Source organism: Humitalea sp. 24SJ18S-53 (assembly GCF_050632385.1).
Lineage (GTDB): Bacteria > Pseudomonadota > Alphaproteobacteria > Acetobacterales > Acetobacteraceae > Humitalea.
Genome location: NZ_CP192599.1, coordinates 1191459 through 1208686 on the forward strand (window position 1 = coordinate 1191459; position 17228 = coordinate 1208686).

Annotated in this window: 15 protein-coding genes; all 15 read left to right on the forward strand. The window is 64.2% G+C overall.

What is annotated here, in order from left to right; all coding sequences use genetic code 11:
- Positions 1–34: 34 nt before the first annotated feature.
- The 15 genes from ACQW02_RS05815 (at position 35) to ACQW02_RS05885 (ending at position 17213) form a co-directional block, all read left to right on the forward strand.
- Complete coding sequence (locus ACQW02_RS05815; RefSeq protein WP_431284325.1) at positions 35–1342, forward strand: ABC transporter substrate-binding protein; 1308 nt, start codon at positions 35–37, stop codon at positions 1340–1342.
- Positions 1343–2209 carry a carbohydrate ABC transporter permease gene (locus ACQW02_RS05820; RefSeq protein WP_431284326.1) on the forward strand — a complete coding sequence of 289 codons (867 nt, stop codon included), beginning with the start codon at positions 1343–1345 and terminating at the stop codon, positions 2207–2209.
- Entirely contained in the window at positions 2209–3039 is an 831-nt protein-coding gene (locus tag ACQW02_RS05825; protein ID WP_431284327.1) for a carbohydrate ABC transporter permease, read from the forward strand. The genes ACQW02_RS05820 and ACQW02_RS05825 overlap by 1 nt, the downstream gene beginning before the upstream one ends.
- A gap of 7 nt (positions 3040–3046) precedes the next feature.
- The gene (locus tag ACQW02_RS05830) at positions 3047–4153 is read left to right on the forward strand and encodes an ABC transporter ATP-binding protein (RefSeq protein ID WP_431284328.1); all 1107 of its coding nucleotides are present in this window, start codon (positions 3047–3049) and stop codon (positions 4151–4153) included.
- A gap of 283 nt (positions 4154–4436) precedes the next feature.
- Positions 4437–5669, forward strand: a complete 1233-nt coding sequence (locus ACQW02_RS05835; RefSeq protein ID WP_431284329.1) for an FAD-dependent oxidoreductase — start codon at positions 4437–4439, stop codon at positions 5667–5669.
- The gene (locus tag ACQW02_RS05840; protein WP_431284330.1) at positions 5669–8032 is read left to right on the forward strand and encodes a xanthine dehydrogenase family protein molybdopterin-binding subunit; all 2364 of its coding nucleotides are present in this window, start codon (positions 5669–5671) and stop codon (positions 8030–8032) included. The genes ACQW02_RS05835 and ACQW02_RS05840 overlap by 1 nt, the downstream gene beginning before the upstream one ends.
- The gene (locus ACQW02_RS05845) at positions 8029–8856 is read left to right on the forward strand and encodes an FAD binding domain-containing protein (RefSeq protein ID WP_431284331.1); all 828 of its coding nucleotides are present in this window, start codon (positions 8029–8031) and stop codon (positions 8854–8856) included. The genes ACQW02_RS05840 and ACQW02_RS05845 overlap by 4 nt, the downstream gene beginning before the upstream one ends.
- Positions 8853–9338, forward strand: coding sequence for a (2Fe-2S)-binding protein (locus ACQW02_RS05850; RefSeq protein ID WP_431284332.1), 486 nt, complete (start codon positions 8853–8855; stop codon positions 9336–9338). The genes ACQW02_RS05845 and ACQW02_RS05850 overlap by 4 nt, the downstream gene beginning before the upstream one ends.
- Positions 9339–9362: 24 nt before the next feature.
- Positions 9363–10364, forward strand: coding sequence for an amidohydrolase family protein (locus ACQW02_RS05855; protein WP_431284333.1), 1002 nt, complete (start codon positions 9363–9365; stop codon positions 10362–10364).
- Between the two features lie 92 nt (positions 10365–10456).
- Positions 10457–11458 (forward strand): ABC transporter substrate-binding protein, encoded by a 1002-nt coding sequence (locus ACQW02_RS05860; RefSeq protein ID WP_431284334.1) that lies wholly within the window; start codon positions 10457–10459, stop codon positions 11456–11458.
- Positions 11459–11473: 15 nt separating this feature from the next.
- Positions 11474–12532, forward strand: a complete 1059-nt coding sequence (locus ACQW02_RS05865) for a hypothetical protein (protein ID WP_431284335.1) — start codon at positions 11474–11476, stop codon at positions 12530–12532.
- 2 nt (positions 12533–12534) lie between these two features.
- Complete coding sequence (locus tag ACQW02_RS05870) at positions 12535–13953, forward strand: aldehyde dehydrogenase family protein (protein WP_431284336.1); 1419 nt, start codon at positions 12535–12537, stop codon at positions 13951–13953.
- A 62-nt stretch (positions 13954–14015) separates the two neighbouring features.
- Entirely contained in the window at positions 14016–14534 is a 519-nt protein-coding gene (locus ACQW02_RS05875) for a MarR family winged helix-turn-helix transcriptional regulator (protein ID WP_431284337.1), read from the forward strand.
- A 135-nt stretch (positions 14535–14669) separates the two neighbouring features.
- Positions 14670–16016 (forward strand): LLM class flavin-dependent oxidoreductase, encoded by a 1347-nt coding sequence (locus tag ACQW02_RS05880; protein WP_431284338.1) that lies wholly within the window; start codon positions 14670–14672, stop codon positions 16014–16016.
- Positions 16017–16061: 45 nt separating this feature from the next.
- Positions 16062–17213 (forward strand): extracellular solute-binding protein, encoded by a 1152-nt coding sequence (locus ACQW02_RS05885; RefSeq protein ID WP_431284339.1) that lies wholly within the window; start codon positions 16062–16064, stop codon positions 17211–17213.
- The last annotated feature ends 15 nt before the right edge of the window (positions 17214–17228 follow it).

Here is a 17228-nt window from a genome sequence, read left to right on the forward strand (position 1 = left end):
CGACCAAAGGCAGCACAGGGGGAGGACAAGAAAAATGAACCAGACCATCACCCGCCGAGCCACGCTCGCCGCCACGCTGGGCGGCCTGGCCGCGCCTGTCCTGGTCGGCGCGCAGCAGCCCACGACGATCACCATGTGGACCTTCCTCGATCCCAGTCGTCCGGGTGGCCGGGAATCGGCGCTCAAATCCATCATCGAAAGTTTCGAGCGCGCCAACCCGACCCTGCGCATCCGGGTGGAACCGCAGGTCTGGACCACGATGGCGGAGCGCTTCGTGCTGGGCGCCAATGCCCGCAACGCGCCCGACATTTCCTGGGTCAACGACAACAATCTGGCGCTGCTGGGGGCATCGAACGCGGCGGCGGACCTCAAGCCCGTGGTCGATGCCTGGAGCCCGGCGCGCCGCGCCGACCAGAACCTGCCGGCGGCGTTGCAGGCGGCGACGCAGAACGGAAAGCTGATCGCCATGCCGCTGATGGCGACGACCTTCGTGCTCATGTACCGCAAGGACCTGCTGGCTGCCGCCGGGCTGACGACCGATGCGCTGAAGACCTGGGATGGGCTGGTGGACGCCGCCAAGGCGATGACGCGCGATATCAATGGCGATGGCCAGCCGGATATCTGGGGCATGGGCCTTGGCCTGGGGACAGAACGGTTTTCCGTCACCCCGGCGGTGCTGGCCGCCATCGGGTTGCAGGGGCAGTTGTTCGACGGCGAATGCCGCGCGCGGCTGGCGACGCCGGAGGCCGCGCGCGCCGTGCAATGGCAGGCCGACCTGATCCTGAAGCATCGGGTGACGCCGCGTGAGGCGGTCGCGATGACCTCCGATGACGCGATCGACCAGTTCGCCGCCGGGCGCTACGCGATGGAGGTCATCTCCAACGCCCGCTTCGACCAGATCCAGCGCACGGCCTCTGGCTGGAACAAGGCGGACCTCGGCCTGGCACCCATTCCGGGTTGGACGGCCGATCGGCCTGGGCCAACCCTGACCACCGGCTGGTTCGCCACGGCATGGCGCGCGTCGCCCCGGGTGCGGGATGCGACGCGGTTCATCGACCACATGGCCAATGCCGAAGCGATGGCGCTGTGGAACCTGCCGGGGATGCAGGTGCCGATGCTGAAATCACTCGTCGCACGGCCAGAGATGCAACTGCCGGAGAATGCGCATCTGACCCAGATCGCAAACTTCTTCGCCGCATCCGGTTTCTCGATGCCCAGCCAATGCGCCTGGGGTCGGACCCTGGCCGATTTCAACCTGGCGACGCAGCAGGTGGTTCTCGGCCAGCGGGATGCGATGGCGGCGATGCGGATTGCCGAACGGGCGACGCAGGACCGCCAGTAGGTGCGTCGCGCGGAACGCTTTGTACCCTGGCGGTTGCTGGCGCCGGCGCTGTTCCTGGAAACGGCGCTGGTGCTGGGGCCGCTGGTGATCGCCTTCTACTACAGCCTGCACAATGTGCGTTTCTTCCAGATCCGGCGCTTTGTCGGGTTGGAGAACTACGCCCGTGCGTTGGAATCACCCGAGGTGCTGTCGGCGCTCTGGGTGACGGCGGTGTTTTCCATCTTCGCGCTGGTGCTGACTTTCGTGCTGGGATTTGCCTTGGCGGTGTGGCTGGAGCGTGACGGGCGCTTCGCCACGGTGATGCGCGCAGTGGTCCTGGTGCCCTACATGATCGCCATGCTGGTGGGGTCGATGCTGCTGAAATGGCTGTTCAGCCAGGAGGCAGGGCTGTCGTCGCTGGCCCTCGGCCCCTTCGGGCTTGGCGACGTCTCGATCCTGGCGGAACCGCGCACTGCCATGGCGGCGCTGGTGTTTAACGCGATGTGGCGCGACAGCGCCTTCGCCATGATCATGCTGCTGGCCGGGCTGAAGGCCATTCCTCCGGAACTGCACCTGGCCGCGCGCGTGGACGGCGCCAGCGCCTTGATGCGCTTTCGCCGCATCACCCTGCCGTTGCTGCGCATCCCCATGCTGATCACGCTGGTCCGGCTGCTGGTGCATTTCGTGAACATCCTGACCTTCCCGCTGATCCTGACCGGCGGCGGTCCTGGCAATGCGACGGAGGTGGTGGTGCTGAAGGTGTTTCGGCTGGGCTTTGCCGATCATGTGCTGGGCCAGGCGAATGCCCTGGCGCTGCTGGTGTTCCTGGCCAACATGGTGCTGGTCGGCATCCTGTTGGCGCTGTTTCGGCGCGCGGGGCGGATCTGATGCAGTTTGCCATTCTGCGCCGGCGCATGCTGCGGACTGGGGTGAACCTGCTAATCGCGGTCTTCGCGCTGTTCCCGATCCTCTGGGGGCTGTCGTCGTCGCTGAAGCCCGCCGACCACATCGTCGAGTTCCCGCCCCGGCTGCTGCCGGAATCCCCGACGGGCGAACACTACGTGCGAATTTTCCAGGACGGCGCGGCCTATTACATCGGCAATTCCATCCTGATTTCGGCGGCGACGATCCTGCTGACGATCAGCCTGGCGGCCTTTGGCGGCTACGCGCTGGCGCGCTTCGACTTCCGCGGCCGCAGCGCCGTGATGATGGCGACGATCGGGGTGATGAGCATTCCTATTGCGTCGCTGCTGGTGCCGACCTTCACCTTGCTGAGCGCCGTGGGGCTGTTCGATACGCGGCTCGGCCTAGTGCTGCTTTACAGCGCCTACCAATTGCCGGCGGCGATGTGGATGCTCTACGGCTACTTCATGTCGCTGCCGGTCGAGGTGGAGAACGCCGCGCGTGTCGATGGCTGTTCGCCGTTGCGGACGCTGTGGAAGGTGGTGCTGCCGCTATCCAAGCCCGGCCTGGTGGCGGCAGCGCTGTTCGCGCTGGTCTTTGCCTGGAACGATTTTGTCGTGGCGGTGACCATGACCAGTTCGCAGGAAACGCGCACCTTCCCCGTTGCCATCTACTTCTACCTTGGCTTCTACGGCCGGGAATGGGGCCCGTTGCTGGCGGCGTCGCTGGTGTCGATCGTGCCGATTCTTGCCGTCTTCATTTTCCTGCAGCGGTATTTCATGTCCGGCCTGACCGGCGGCGGCGTGAAGGGGTAATTGCCTGATGTCCACTGTGACCTTTCGCGGCGTCACCAAGCGCTATGGCGCGACCGTGGCGCTGGATGCACTCGACCTGGATGTCGGGGAAGGCGAATTCGTGTCGTTGCTGGGGCCGTCCGGTTCGGGGAAATCCACGACGCTGAACCTGCTGGCCGGGCTGCTGGACGCCGATGCCGGCAGCATCATGATCGGCGATCGCGAGGTGTCCCAACTGCCGCCGGAGAAGCGCGACATCGCGATGGTGTTCCAGAATTACGCGCTCTACCCGCATCTGACGGTCTTCGAGAACATCGCCTTCCCGCTCGAAGCCCGGAAACCGCGACCGGACGCGGCGAACATCCGCACGCGGGTGGAAAAGGTGGCCGCTACGCTCGGTATCGGGAACCTGCTGGCGCGTTACCCGAAGGAGATTTCCGGCGGCCAGCAGCAGCGCGTGGCACTCGGCCGCGCCATGGTGCGCGACCCAAAAGTGTTCCTGCTGGATGAGCCGCTGTCCAACCTCGATGCGCGGCTACGCATCCGCATGCGGCGCGACCTGAAAGCTCTGCACCAGGCGCTGGGATCGACCATCGTCTATGTCACCCACGACCAGTCGGAGGCGATGACGCTGTCGACGCGTGTTGCCGTGTTCAACCTTGGCAAGCTACAGCAATACGCGCCGCCAGCGGCGATCTACGGCCGACCGGTCAATGCCTTCGTCGCCAATTTTGTTGGTGAGCAGGAAACGAATTTCCTGGATGGAACGCCGGTGGCGGAAGGCGGGACGCTGGCGTTCGCCACGGCTTTCGGCGTCATCTCGTTGGGGCGGCCGCCGGCTACTGTCACTGGAAGCGGCAAGCTGCGTTTGGGTGCGCGACCGGAAGCGATCACCGCCCTACCCGACCCTTCGGCGGAGGCCCGCATCATCCTGGCAGAACTGGCCGGCGCGGACCTGTTCCTGACCGTGCGAGGGCGGGATGCGGCGGAAGTGGTGGTGCGCGCCGACCCACGCGCCGATGCGTTGGCGGCTGGCGATGGTGTTCGCTTGGCCTTTGACCCGCAGCGCATGCATCTGTTCGATGCCGAAAGCGGCGTCGCGGTCAGCCACGGCGGGGGTCCTTTCGTGGATTGAGGCTGGAGCCGACCTGTGCCGGCTAGCTGCCGTTCCTGGCAGAATCCAGCCATTGCCCCCAGCGGGGGATCTGAAACCGCGCCTCGGACGACGAAATTGGCATCTGCCCCGGAATGATCGGGTGGCCATCATCGCCGATACCTTTCCATCGAGGCGGCGTCAGTCAGCTTTTCCGCTCAATGGCCGGAACGGGCCGACGCGCGAATTCGGTCTTGACGGGGCAAGCCTATCGATGAGTATACTTATCAATAGTCAGCCCATCCTAGTCAGAGACGCCATACCCATGCCCCAACTCGACGCCCAAGATCGCAACCGTGTCGTCGTCGTGGGCGCGGGACCGGTCGGGGCTGTTGTCAGCCTGGCGCTCTGCCAGCGCGGATTTCCTGTCACCTTGATCGAAGCCGAACCAGGCCCGGTCGAGGATCAGCGTGCAGCGACCGTGCATCCGCCCACGGTGGAGATGTTGGTCGGCCTGGGTTTGAAGGACGCTGCCTGGGCGAGCGGACTGCTGTCGCCGATCTTCCACTATCGTGACCGCGTCACGGACGATCTGGTCGCGATCTTCGACGTCGGTGTGCTGGAAGGCGAGGTGCCCTACCCCTTTGTGCTGCAATGGGAACAGTACAAGCTGGTCCTGGCTGCCCTGGACAAGGCCAAGGAGACCGGGCTGCTGGAAACGCGTTTCAGCACAAAGCTGATCGGGTTCAGCCAGGATGCGGATCACGTGACCCTTCAGGTCGAGGTCGATGGCGAAGCCACCACGATGAGCGCGGCGTGGCTGATCGGCGCTGACGGAGGCCGCAGCACCGTCCGCAAGATGGCGGACATCGACTTCGAAGGCTTCACCTGGCCGGAGCGCTTCATCAAAATCGGCACGACGCACAACTTCCTGGAATCGGGCCGCGGCTATTGTACGCGCAATTATTTCTCCGATCCCGATGAGTGGCTGAACCTGTTCAAGGTGAAGGGCCCCGGCGAACCAGGAATCTGGCGGGGTATCTTTCCGGTGCCGCCTGAAGAGCCCGACGAGATTGCATTGAGCGATGAGGGAATTCAGCGTCGCCTACAGAAATTCCTGCCAAAAACGGGCGACTTCGCCATCGCCTATCACGCGCTGTACAAGGTGCATCAGCGCGTCGCGGCCAGTTTCAATCAGGGGCGGGTGCTGCTGGTTGGCGATGCCGCACATGTCAATAACCCGATCGGCGGGATGGGCATGAATGGCGGCATCCACGATGCGATGAACCTCGCGGAGAAGCTCGATGCGATCCGCACCGGTGCCGCCGACATGGACGTGCTGGACCGGTACACGCGTCAGCGCCGTTCGGCGCAGATCGATTTCGTGCAGGCACAGTCGGTCGCCAACAAGAAGGCCTTGAGCGAGCGTGATCCGGTGAAGCGGAAAGAACACCTGAACGGGCTGCGCCGCATTTCGGAGAACCTGGAGCTGCACAAGAAGTTTCTCTACCGCAGCTCCCTGATTGACAGCCTCAACACGGCCAGCGCCGTGCTGTGATGGACGCCCCGGCCGAGCAAACTTCCTGGATCGGTGCGCGCCTGCCGCGCCGCGAGGACGCCCGCTTCCTGCTGGGCAAGGGGCAGTATGTCAGCGACATCCAGATGCACGGCATCGAGGAAGTCTGTTTCTTTCGTAGCCCGCTGGCGCATGCCGTGCTGAAGGGCGTTGCCAAGCCCGCGGGATTCGAGGGTGATGTCTATGCCGCCGGCGACCTTGGCCCTTTCGTGGAACTGCCAGCAGGACCTGATATCGCGAACTACCGCAACGTGGCCTATCCGCCCTTGGCGCGTGACCACGTGCGTTTTGTCGGCCAGGTTGTCGCCGCCTGCGTCGCCCCCACACGGGGTGACGCGGAGGACATCGTCGAGCAGGTGATCGCCGATCTGGACGAATTGCCGGCTGTGGTCGACTGCGTCGCCGCCATGGCGGCGGGTTCGCCCAGGGTCCACGAGCATTGGCCGGACAACGCCTTTATCGTCAGCGGTGCGACCGGGGGCGATCTTGCAGCCGGCGTGGCGCAATCCACCGTTCGGGTTACTCGTCGGCTGCGGATGAACCGCCAGGCCACGGTGCCGCTGGAAGGGCGCGCTGTCCTCGCCTACTGGGACGATCGGCTCGACGAGCTGGTGGTCTACCTGTCCACGCAGGGTGCGCATGTCATGCGCCTCGGTCTGTCCCAGGCGCTGGGCCTGCCGGAGAACAAGGTGCATGTCATCGCCCCCGATGTCGGTGGCGGCTTCGGGGGCAAGAACCGGCTGACGCCGGAGGAGATCGTGGTTTGCGCCCTGGCGCTGAAACGTCGCACGCCGATCCGCTGGGTGGAGGATCGGCGTGAACACCTGATCGCCTCGCCTCATGCGCGGGAGCATGTCTACGACCTGACGCTGCACGCCGATCGGGACGGCCGCCTGCTGGCGCTTGAAGGCGATGTTCATATCGACGCGGGCGCCTATCCGCTGTGGCCGACCGGTGCTTTTGCTGAGGCCAGCATGGCGGTCCGCAACCTGACCGGTCCCTATCGTATTCCACACATCCAGTTTCGCAACTTTACCGTCGCTACCAACAAATCTCCGATGGGGCCGTATCGTGGGGTCGCGCGCCCGGGCGCCTGCTTTGCCATCGAGCGCATGGTTGACGAGATGGCGCGGGAATTGGGGTTGGAACCAACCGAACTGCGCCGCCGCAATCTGGTGACGCCCGACGAGATGCCCTTTGTGACTGCAGGTGGCATGCGGTTGGACAACGGCGACTATGCCAAGGCCTTGACCACAGCCATGGGGATGGTGGACCTGCCGGCGCTGCGCGCACGTCAGGCAGCCGGAGAGGATGATGGACGTCGTATCGGCGTCGGCTTCGCTATCTACACGGAGCAGAGCGGCCACGGATTGAAGGAATGGGCGCGCCGAGGCGCGCGGGTCATGCCGAGCTACGAGACCTGCACGGTGCGGATGCTGCCCGATGGATCGGTCCAACTGCTGGTCGGCATCCAAAGCCACGGCCAGGGGTTGGAGACGACGCTCGCGCAGATCGCGGCGGAGGAGTTGCGCATGGACCCCGCGCGCATCGCGGTGCGCCATGGTGATACCAATGTCAGCCCTTTCGGCTTCGGGACCTTTGCATCCCGCAGTACGGTCTTCGCTGGCGGTGCTGTCGCGCGATCCTGCCGTATCCTGGCCGAGAAGCTGAAGCGCATCGGTGGGCATCTGCTACAGGTCGATGCCGCGGCGACGCGCCTGGCCGAGGGCCAGGTGCATGGTCCGTCCGGCGCGGTGCCCTATGCCGAGATCGCCCGAGCGGCGCATGTGCGGCAGGAGATGATGCCGATCGGCGTTGATCCGGTGCTGGACGTGACGGCGACCTACGAGCCGGCGGAATCGGCGGGTACCTTCTCCTACTCGGCGCATGGTGTGGTCGTCGCGGTGGATCCCGATACCGGTATGGTTGAGATTCTTGACTATGTGGTCGCCGAGGATTGCGGCACGATGATCAACCCGATGATCGTCGATGGCCAGGTGATGGGCGGCGTCGTGCAGGGCATCGGCACGGCACTGCTGGAGGAGATTCCTTTCGACGCATCGGGGCAGCCGCTGGCGACAACCTTTGCCGACTATCACATGCCCTGCGCGTCGGAGATGCCGAAGATCCGCATCGCACACCTGGTCACCCCGTCCGAGATCACGGAATACGGCGTGAAGGGCATGGGCGAGGGCGGGGCTATCGCGCCGCCGGCCGCCATCGCGAATGCCGTCGCCGACGCCTTTCGGGCCGAGGGGCTGCGCATGAACGAGACACCGGTCACACCGCGCCGCGTCATCGCCGCCCTGGACGAGGCGGTGCTTCGCGCCGGACATGTGGCATGAGGCCGCCAGACCTCAGCTATCGTCGGCCGGACTCCCTGGCCGACGCGTTGCGCGTGTTGCGGGAAGATGATGTAGCCAGCCCCATCGCCGGGGGGCAATCACTGGTTGTCATGCTCAGCCTTCGCGTAGCTGCGACGCAGAGCCTGGTGGATGTCTCGCGCTTGGCGGAACTCACACTGGTGGAGCCGATGGGAGATGCGGTGCGCATCGGCGCCGCGACGCGTCATGCCATGATCGAGGACGGGCGAATTCCCGATCCGTCGCGGGGCATGCTGGCGCGTGTCGCCAGCGGGATCGCATATCGCGCTATACGGAATCTGGGAACCATCGGTGGCTCCATGGCGTTGGCCGATCCCGCTGCGGATTGGCCGGTTTGCCTGATGGCCCTGGGCGCCACCGTGGTCATCGCGACGCCAGGTGGCGAGCGTCATGTGGCTGTCGCGGATTTCATCCATGGCGCCTATGCGACGGCGCTGGCACCGGGTGAGATCCTGCGCGCCATTGACGTGCCGCGGTTGCCGGATTGTGCGCGCTGGGGGTTCAGCAAGTTGGCCCGCAAGCAGGGCGCATTTGCGGATTCCCTTTGCGCCGTCGTTCAGGCGCACATGGATGCGCCACCCGTCGTGGTACTGGGCGCGACAGCGGGAGGGGCGAGGCTGCTACCGAGTGTCGCGGCCGCGGTGCGTGGCGGTGAATCGCAGGCCACGCTACGCGACATCATTCTGCACGCCGTTGCCGAGGCCGACGATACGACGGATGTCTATCGCCTGCGTTGCCATGCGGCGACGGTCTTCCGGGCCATCGAACAGATGAAGCAGTCATGACGACGATCTCCCTGATCCTGAACGGCAAGGCGCGGACCAGCACTGTCCTGCCGCGCGACACGTTGGCAGGGTATTTGCGTGATGGTTGCCAACTGACCGGGACGCACCTGGGCTGTGAACACGGCGCCTGCGGTGCTTGCACCGTGCTGCTGGATGGTGAGCCGGTGCGGTCCTGCATCGTCCTTGCCGTGACCGCCGACGCGCGTGAGGTGCAGAGCATCGAGGGGTTGCGCGATGATGCGATCATGGTGCTGCTGCGCAAGGCCTTTCATGAGGCGCATGCGCTGCAATGTGGCTTTTGCACCCCGGGCATGCTGATCACCGCACGTGACATCCTGCGCCGTCATCACGCGCCTGATGAGACGTTGATCCGCCGGGAGCTGGCGGGGCAGATCTGTCGCTGCACCGGCTACGTCGGCATCGTCGAGGCCATTCGCTGCGCCGGCGCCGAGCTGGCTGCCACACCGCAGCCGATTGAATGAACAAGACCGAAGGATCCCGCACTCATGCGTCTTGATATCTACACCCATCTGTTCCCACCCGGCGGCTATATGGACAGGGTGATCGAACTGGTGCCCGACAAGGGGACGGTGAAGCGTTGGGTGACACTGCCGACCCTGTGGGATGTCGAGGCGCGCATGCGCATGATCGACGGCTTCGGCGACTATCAACAGGTGCTGGCCAATACGATGCCGCCGCTGGAACAGGTCGCGACGCCGGAGGTTGCTGCCGAGCTGGCGCGCATGGCGAATGACGGATTTGCCGAGCTTTGCGCGAAGCGGCCGGACCATTTCCCAGCCTTCATCGCGACATTGCCGATGAACAATCCGGAAGCGGCGGTCAAGGAGATCGATCGCGCCGTCGGGATGGGCGCGCGCGGTGTGCAGATCTTCAGCAACATCGCTGGCAAGCCGCTCGATCTGCCGGAATTCCTGCCGATTTTTGACCGCATGGCACATCACGACCTGCCGATCTGGCTGCACCCCGCGCGCGGCCAAGCCTTTGCCGACTACAAGACCGAAGCGAAGTCCAAATACGAGATCTGGTGGACCTTCGGCTGGCCGTATGAGACCAGCGCCGCGATGGCCCGCATCGTCTTCTCGGGGCTGTTCGACCGCCTGCCGAACCTGAAGATTATCGCCCATCACATGGGTGCGATGGTCCCCTTCTTCGAAGGGCGGGTCGGGCCAGGCCAGGACCAACTCGGCACACGTACGTCCGACGAGGATTACGGCGCCCTGCTCGCCTCGCTGAAGAAGCGCCCTGTCGACTACTTCCGCATGTTCTACGCCGACACGGCGCTGTTTGGCTCGGCTTCCGGTACGCGATGTGGGCTTGATTTCTTCGGTGTGGAGCGTTCGCTCTTCGCCTCGGATTGTCCCTTCGATCCGGAAGGTGGTTCGATGTTCATCCGGGAGACTATCAAGATTCTGGATGAGCTTCAGGTCACCGATGCGGAGCGTCATATGATGTTCGAGACCAACGCGCGCCGGCTATTGCGGCTCTGATAAGAAAAAACCGGGGAGAGGTCCGTCACACGCGAAGCCAAACGGAGATGACGATGCCTAACGATCAGACAGCACAGGTACAACGACGCGGCTTGCTGGCCGCGGCCGTGGTCGGTGGACTCGCCCGGCCCGCGATCGCGCAGCCGCGGTTGGAGCCCGTACGGTTTTCGTGTGACTTCCGTATCTACGGTGGGACCGCGCCCTTCATCTATGGTGTTGAGAAAGGCTTCTTCCGCGACGTCGGCATCGATGCGCGGGTCGATGGATCTTCCGGCTCGGCGGATGCCGTGCGCCGCGTTGCCAGCGGCGCCTATGAATTCGGCTGTGCCGACGCCAGCACCCTGGTGGAGTTTACCGCCCGTAATCCCGCCGCGGCACCGAAGTTGATCATGCCCATATATGACCGCTTCGCCGCGGCCATCGTCAGCATCCAGCCCAATGGCATTACCAGCCTGGAGGGGTTGCGCGGCCGTACGCTGGGCACGGGGACGGCGGATGCGCCGTCACGCATTCTGCCGGCTCTGCTGCGGCTGAAGGGGATCGATATCCAGTCGATCAACCGGCAGACCGTGGATGTCGCGCTGCGCGACACCATGCTGATTCAGCGTCGCGTCGATGCGGTGGTCGGCTTCGACTATACGGTACTGTTCAACCTGCTTGGCGGTGGCGTGAAGTTGGACGACACGCGTCTCGTTTATTTCACCGACAACGGCTTTGATTTTTTTGGCCAAGGCCTGATCGTGAACAATGACGTGCTGCAGCGGTCGCCGGATTTGGCGCGCCGCATGGCGATCGCCATCACGCGATGCTGGTTGGGGGCTGCGCAAGACCCGGAAGGTGCGACGGATGCTGTCGTGCGGCGGGAGCCGCTGTCGGACCGTGCCGTGGAGTTGGCTCGCCTCAAATGGGTGCTGGACAGGCTCGTGCTGACACCGAACGTCCGGGCCAATGGCCTCGGAACAATGAACATCGAACGCCTGCGTAAGGGGATCGAGATCATCGCGGAGGGTTTCCAGATCCAGACCCCGCCGACTGTCGAGCAGATCTTCGATGGCCGCTTCATTCCCGACGCGGCACTGCGCCGGGTCGTTTGATCAAAGGAGGTTTCGATGCGGACCAGCATTGTCGGCGGAGCGATGCTGCCGCACGCGCCCCAGTTCTTCACTCAGCCGGACACGGAGGACAAGGCGACCATTGCCAAGGTCCAGCGCGTCGGGGCCGAGATTGGCGAAAGCCTGCGTGCGCTGAAGCCTGATCTTTGGATCATCTTCTCCAACGATCACGCGGAGCAATTCTTTCACCAGGCTGCGCCGGCCTTCACCATCCATGTCGGCGGTGAGGGGCGGGGTCGGTTCGCCGGTCGCGACTTCCATTGGCCGATTCCTGGCGAGGTGGGGCTGGAGTTGGTGCGAAGCCTGTATCAGCAGGGGTTCGATCCGGCCTTCAGCAGTACGGCAAAGATCGACTACGCCATCGGTATTCCGTTGACGCATTTGGGCCATACGGCGCCGGTGCTGCCGATCTATGTAAACGCCTACCTGCCACCGCAACCGCCGATGGAGCGCTGCTACGCCTTCGGCCAGGCTGTGGCGCGGGCGGTGACGAATCTCGGGCTGCGCACGGTCGTTCTGGCCAGCGGCGGCATGTCGCATTTTCCGGGGACGGATCGCTATTCCAACCCCGAGTTGGACTGGGACCTGGCTGTGCTCGCGAAGCTGCGCGAGGGCAATCTGAAGAGCCTGATCGGATTGCACGAAAGCGAGCTGGACGACACCGGCAACATCGAGCTGCGCTGTTGGGCCTGCGCTGCCGGCGCGTTGGGTGAGCGCGTTCCTGACGTCCTGCAGATGGACCCGAGCTGGCACCATAACTATGCCTCTCTCGGCTGGTTCAACGCTGGTCGTGATCCTGGCGCGCCACATTACCCCGCGACCAAGCCGGAACTGGTCGAGTTGGTCACCGCCCTGCACGCCTTGGCACATGAAGCACCGGCGCGTGAGGCCTACGTTTCCGATCCGGCGGCCTACGCGTCGCGCTTCAAACTGACGCCGGAACAGGGTGCGGCGCTCGTGGCACTCGACCTGCCGGCCATGGTTGCGATGGGCACGCATCCGTTGGTGCCGTTCCTTGCGAACATGCAGCTGCAGCAACTGCGCAAGAAGGCCTAGGCATGCACATCCGCTCCTTTGTCGACGGCAAGTCTGCGGCCTTTGGGCTCCCTGGCCTGACGCTGATTCGGCCTGAGGATGGCGCCACGACGGGCGACATCCTCGAAGCTGGCGATGCCGGTGTCGAGGCGGCTGTCGCCGCCGCTGCTGCTGCGTTCGACCGCTTGCGCGGTGCACCGCAGCACCAACGCATTGCCTGGTTGAAGACAGCGGCGACTGCCTTGTCCGCGGCATCGGAGGAAATCGCGCAGATCATAGCGGAGGACGTGGGCAAGCCCATCCGCTTGGCGCGTGGCGAGGTGAAGCGCGGTGTTGAGTTCATCGAAGGCTGCGCCGCGGCCTTGCCAAATCTGAACGGCGAGATCCTGCCGCTGGATTCCGCGACCAACGGTGCTGGATTGCTCGGCATGGTGCGCCATGTGCCGTTTGGCGTTGTCGCCGCCGTCGCGCCGTTCAACGCACCAGTCAATCTGCTGGTGCAGAAACTCGCCCCGGCCGTCGCGGCCGGCAACACGGTGGTGGTCAAGCCTGCGCCGGCGGGGCTGCGGACGGCATTGAAACTGGCCGCGATTTTTTCCGCCGCCGGTTGGCCCGACGGGTTGTTCAACGTCGTTTCTGGCGATCGCGCGACGGCGCTGTCACTGGTCGTGCACCCCCTGGTGCGGGCCGTCAGTGTCACTGGCGGCACGGCGGCGGGCGAGGCGCTGGCACGCGCCGCAGGTGCCAAGAAGTTCCTGGCGGAGCTTGGCTCCAACGCCGCGAACCTCGTTTTCGCCGATGCTGATCTGAAGGTCGCCGCACAGAAGATTGCCGCCGCGGGTTTCGAGGCGAGCGGTCAGCAATGCATCTCCGCGCAACGCGTCCTGGTGCAGCGGGCGGCGTTGGAGGCCTTTCTGCCTTTGCTGGTCGAGGCCGCAAAGGCGCTGAATGTCGGCGCCGTTGGCGACCCCAGGACCGATATCGGCCCGATGGTGACATTGGCCTCGGCCGAACGGGTCATGGCGCTGGTGGCCGATGCCCAAGCAAAGGGCGCCCGCGCGCTGTTGCCCCCGGTGCGCGACGGTGCATTGGTATCGCCTGGCATCCTGGTTGACGTCACGAGCGCCATGCGGCTGTGGCATGAGGAGATCTTTGGGCCCGTCATCGTCGTCTTGCCGTTCGATACGGTGGATGAGGCGATCGCCATGGCGAATGACTCACCCTTTGGCTTGCAGGCTGCGGCCTTCACTGCGAACTTGGCGACGGCGTTGCGCCTGGCCGATGCGATCGACGTCGGTTCGCTATGGATCAACGAGGCGAGCCGCTTTCGCCTGGACATGTATCCCTTCGGGGGCGTGAAGAGCAGTGGTGTCGGACGGGAAGGTATCCGGTACGCCATCCAGGAGATGTCACAACTGAAGTTCATCGGCATTCGGCCGTGATCCATCGATCGTGCTGAATTGGCACTGGACGTGTCACGCGTCGGAAGGGCAGAAGCGCCTGCATGACCAAGGTTTCGCGAACCCGCACCGCCCGCCCCGCCAATGTCTCGACGCTTGAGCGATCGATCGATCTGTGGGGCCGTCCGGGCTTCCTGATCCGTCGCTTGCACCAGATCTCGGTCGCGATCTTTCTAGAGGAGATGCAGGATCTGAGCCTGACGCCAGTGCAGTTTGGTGCGCTGACGGTCATTGCCAATCGGCCTGGCATCGAACAGTCCATGATCGGTGAGGAGCTCGGGTTGGACCGCGTCAACGTCGGGGATGTCGTGGTGCGCCTGATCAAGAACGGCCTGGCGATCCGCGAGGTGTCGCAACGGGACCGCCGGTTCAAGGAAGTCTTCCTGACGCCGGAAGGCATGAAGCTGGCAGCCGAAGGCGCGAAGCGGCTGAAGCGCATCCAGGAGCGGCTGCTCGGCCCGCTGAACGAGAGTCAGCGAGAGACCTTTCTGGAACTGGTGATGTTGATGATTACGGCAAGCAACAGCCTAGGTCGTGCAACCTTGCGCCTGCCGGAAAGCTGATCTGTGTTTGACGTAGATTCGCGTTGCAGCGGATAAAATAGATCGTATACTCACTATACGGTTTGAGGCGGGGCCGCGAATCTTGGATCGGCCGCCTTTGCAGTCTGCGTTTTGCTGAGCAAGGATTGGCGCGGTATGGGTCGGCAGATGAAGCTCGGATTGAGCATGGTCCAGAACGGCACGCATCTCGCGGCGTGGCGGCATCCCGGCTCTCCACTGGGTGGTGCGCTCGACTTCAAGCTTTGGAAACGCATGGCCCAGGCTGCGGAAGCGGCGAAGATCCATTTCATGTTCTGGGCGGATGGCGCCGCCGTCCGCATCAATGCCAAGAGTGATGATGATCTAAGCTACAATGGACGGATCGAGCAGTTCGAGCCGACGACGTTGATGGCCGCGATCTCTGCCGTCACGGAGCGCATTGGGCTGATTGCCACGGCTTCCACCACCTACAACGAACCCTACACCGTCGCGCGCAAGTTCGCTTCGCTGGACTATCTCAGTGAGGGCCGCGTTGGCTGGAATGTCGTCACCTCCTGGAGCGAGCAGGAGGCGGTGAACTTCAACCGCGATAAACATCTGGATCATTCCGTTCGCTATCGTCGGGCGGAGGAGTTCTTCGATGTTGTCCTTGGGCTCTGGGACAGCTGGGAGGATGACGCCTTCCTGCGCGACCGTGAGGGTGGGCGATACTTCGATCCCGCGAAGATGCATGTGCTAGCCCACAAGGGTGAGCATTTCTCGGTGCGTGGCCCGTTGAACATCGCAAGGCCGGTGCAGGGTTATCCGGTGATCGCGCAGGCCGGCTCCTCGGAGCCGGGGCAGGATCTTGCGGCGCGCACCGCGGATCTCGTCTACACTGCCCAGCAGAACTTGGCCGAGGCGCAAGCCTTCTACGCCAGCGTAAAGGGTCGCCTCGCCGCCTATGGCCGATCGCCGGACGACATGCTGGTGATGCCGGGCGCCATGATTGTCGTCGGTGAGACCGATGAGGCGGCACGGGATAAGTTGGCGGAACTGGAAGCGTTGATCCACCCCAAGATCGGCATGGGCATCCTGGAGCGCACGGTCGGCGACCTCTCCGCTTATCCGGTGGACGGCCCTGTGCCGGACTTGACCGGTGACGGCCCGGTCAAGTCGATCTCCGGCAAGACGCTGCGGTTGGCGCGGGAGCAGGGGCTCACGATCCGTCAGCTCTACACCAGACTGTCGGGCGGTTCCGGGCACTATCAGATCGTCGGTTCGGCCAAGACGATCGTGGATGAGATGGAGGCCTGGTTCTTGGGGGGCGGCTGCGACGGCTTCAATATGATGCTCCCCTACTACCCCGACGGGTTGGAAGACGTGCTGCGACTCGTGGTGCCTGAGTTGCAACGTCGTGGCCTGTTTCGGACAGAGTACGAGGGGCGCACGCTGCGCGAGAATCTCGGACTGCGCCGGCCCGCGCATCACACCGGCGTGCCGCGATCCACGCGTGCAGGCTGATTTTCTGCTGATCGACACGCGCGCGTCGCGCTATGGAGAATGGCGATGAACATGCAATCCCGTTGCGAGCATCTGATCGAGCGTCATGGCAATGGCGACCTCGGCAGGCGAGGTTTCCTTGGGCTGCTGGGCATGGCGGCGGCCAGCGTGGGGCTGGCGGGGGCCGGCATCGCCGGGTTGACCCGCCACGCACAGGCTGCTGATGGCATTCGCTTCGATGGCTGGGGCGGCGTGGCGCAGCAGGCCATGGACAGGCTGGTGCTACGCCCGTTCACCGAAAAGACCGGTACCGCGGTGCGCCAGGGCTCCTTCGGTTCGATGGAGGAATTGCTGACCAAGGTGCGCGCGGGATCGCCTGGAGACTACAATCTGGCCTCGCTGAATACGCGCCTGGCCTACAAGCAATTCTATGACTTCGGGCTGTGCGAGGCGGTGGACGAAACACGTATTCCGCGTCTGGCGACCATGGATCGGCGCGCGATCGATGGCTTCAAGATCCTGTCGGACGGCAAGCTTTGCGCCGTGCCGTCGATCCTGACCACGGTTGGCATCCTGTACAACCGCGACTTGCTGCCATCGGCGGAGGTGGCGCAGAAGGGCGCCGACATCCTGCTGGATTCGCGGTTTCGCGGTAAGATTTCCGGTGAGAACAACTGGCTCAAGCGCATCTGGTACGGCGCGCTGCAAACTGGCCAGAATCCGAATGCCATCGCGAACATGGATGCCGTTTGGGACAAGATCCGTCAGAGCCGGCAGATGGTGATAAAGTACTGGAGCTCCGGTGCCGAGCAGATGAGCCTGCTGGCCAATGGCACCGCTGTCGTCAGCGATGGCTGGGGCGTGCGCGCTTTTCATCTACGCAAGCAGGGCTTTCCCATCGACATCGCTTTTCCGAACGGCATCTACACGGACACCGGCGGGATTCTCGTCCTGAAAGGGACGCCGATGGATGCGGCCTATGAGATGTTTGACATTCTGCTGCGGCCCGAGGTCCAGTTCGTGCTGGCGGAGGATGAGGGCAATACGCCGCTCTACGACCCGACAAAGGTGGAGATCCCGGCATCGCTCCGCGCCAACCTGCCGGGCTATGACGAGAATGGGACGCTGCGTCTCGGCACCTTCGTCGATCCCGTCTACTGGACGCAGAACGCCATCGCCTGGCAGCGCCGGTATCAACAGGTCATGGCGCGCGGCTGAGCCGCCGTCGCACAA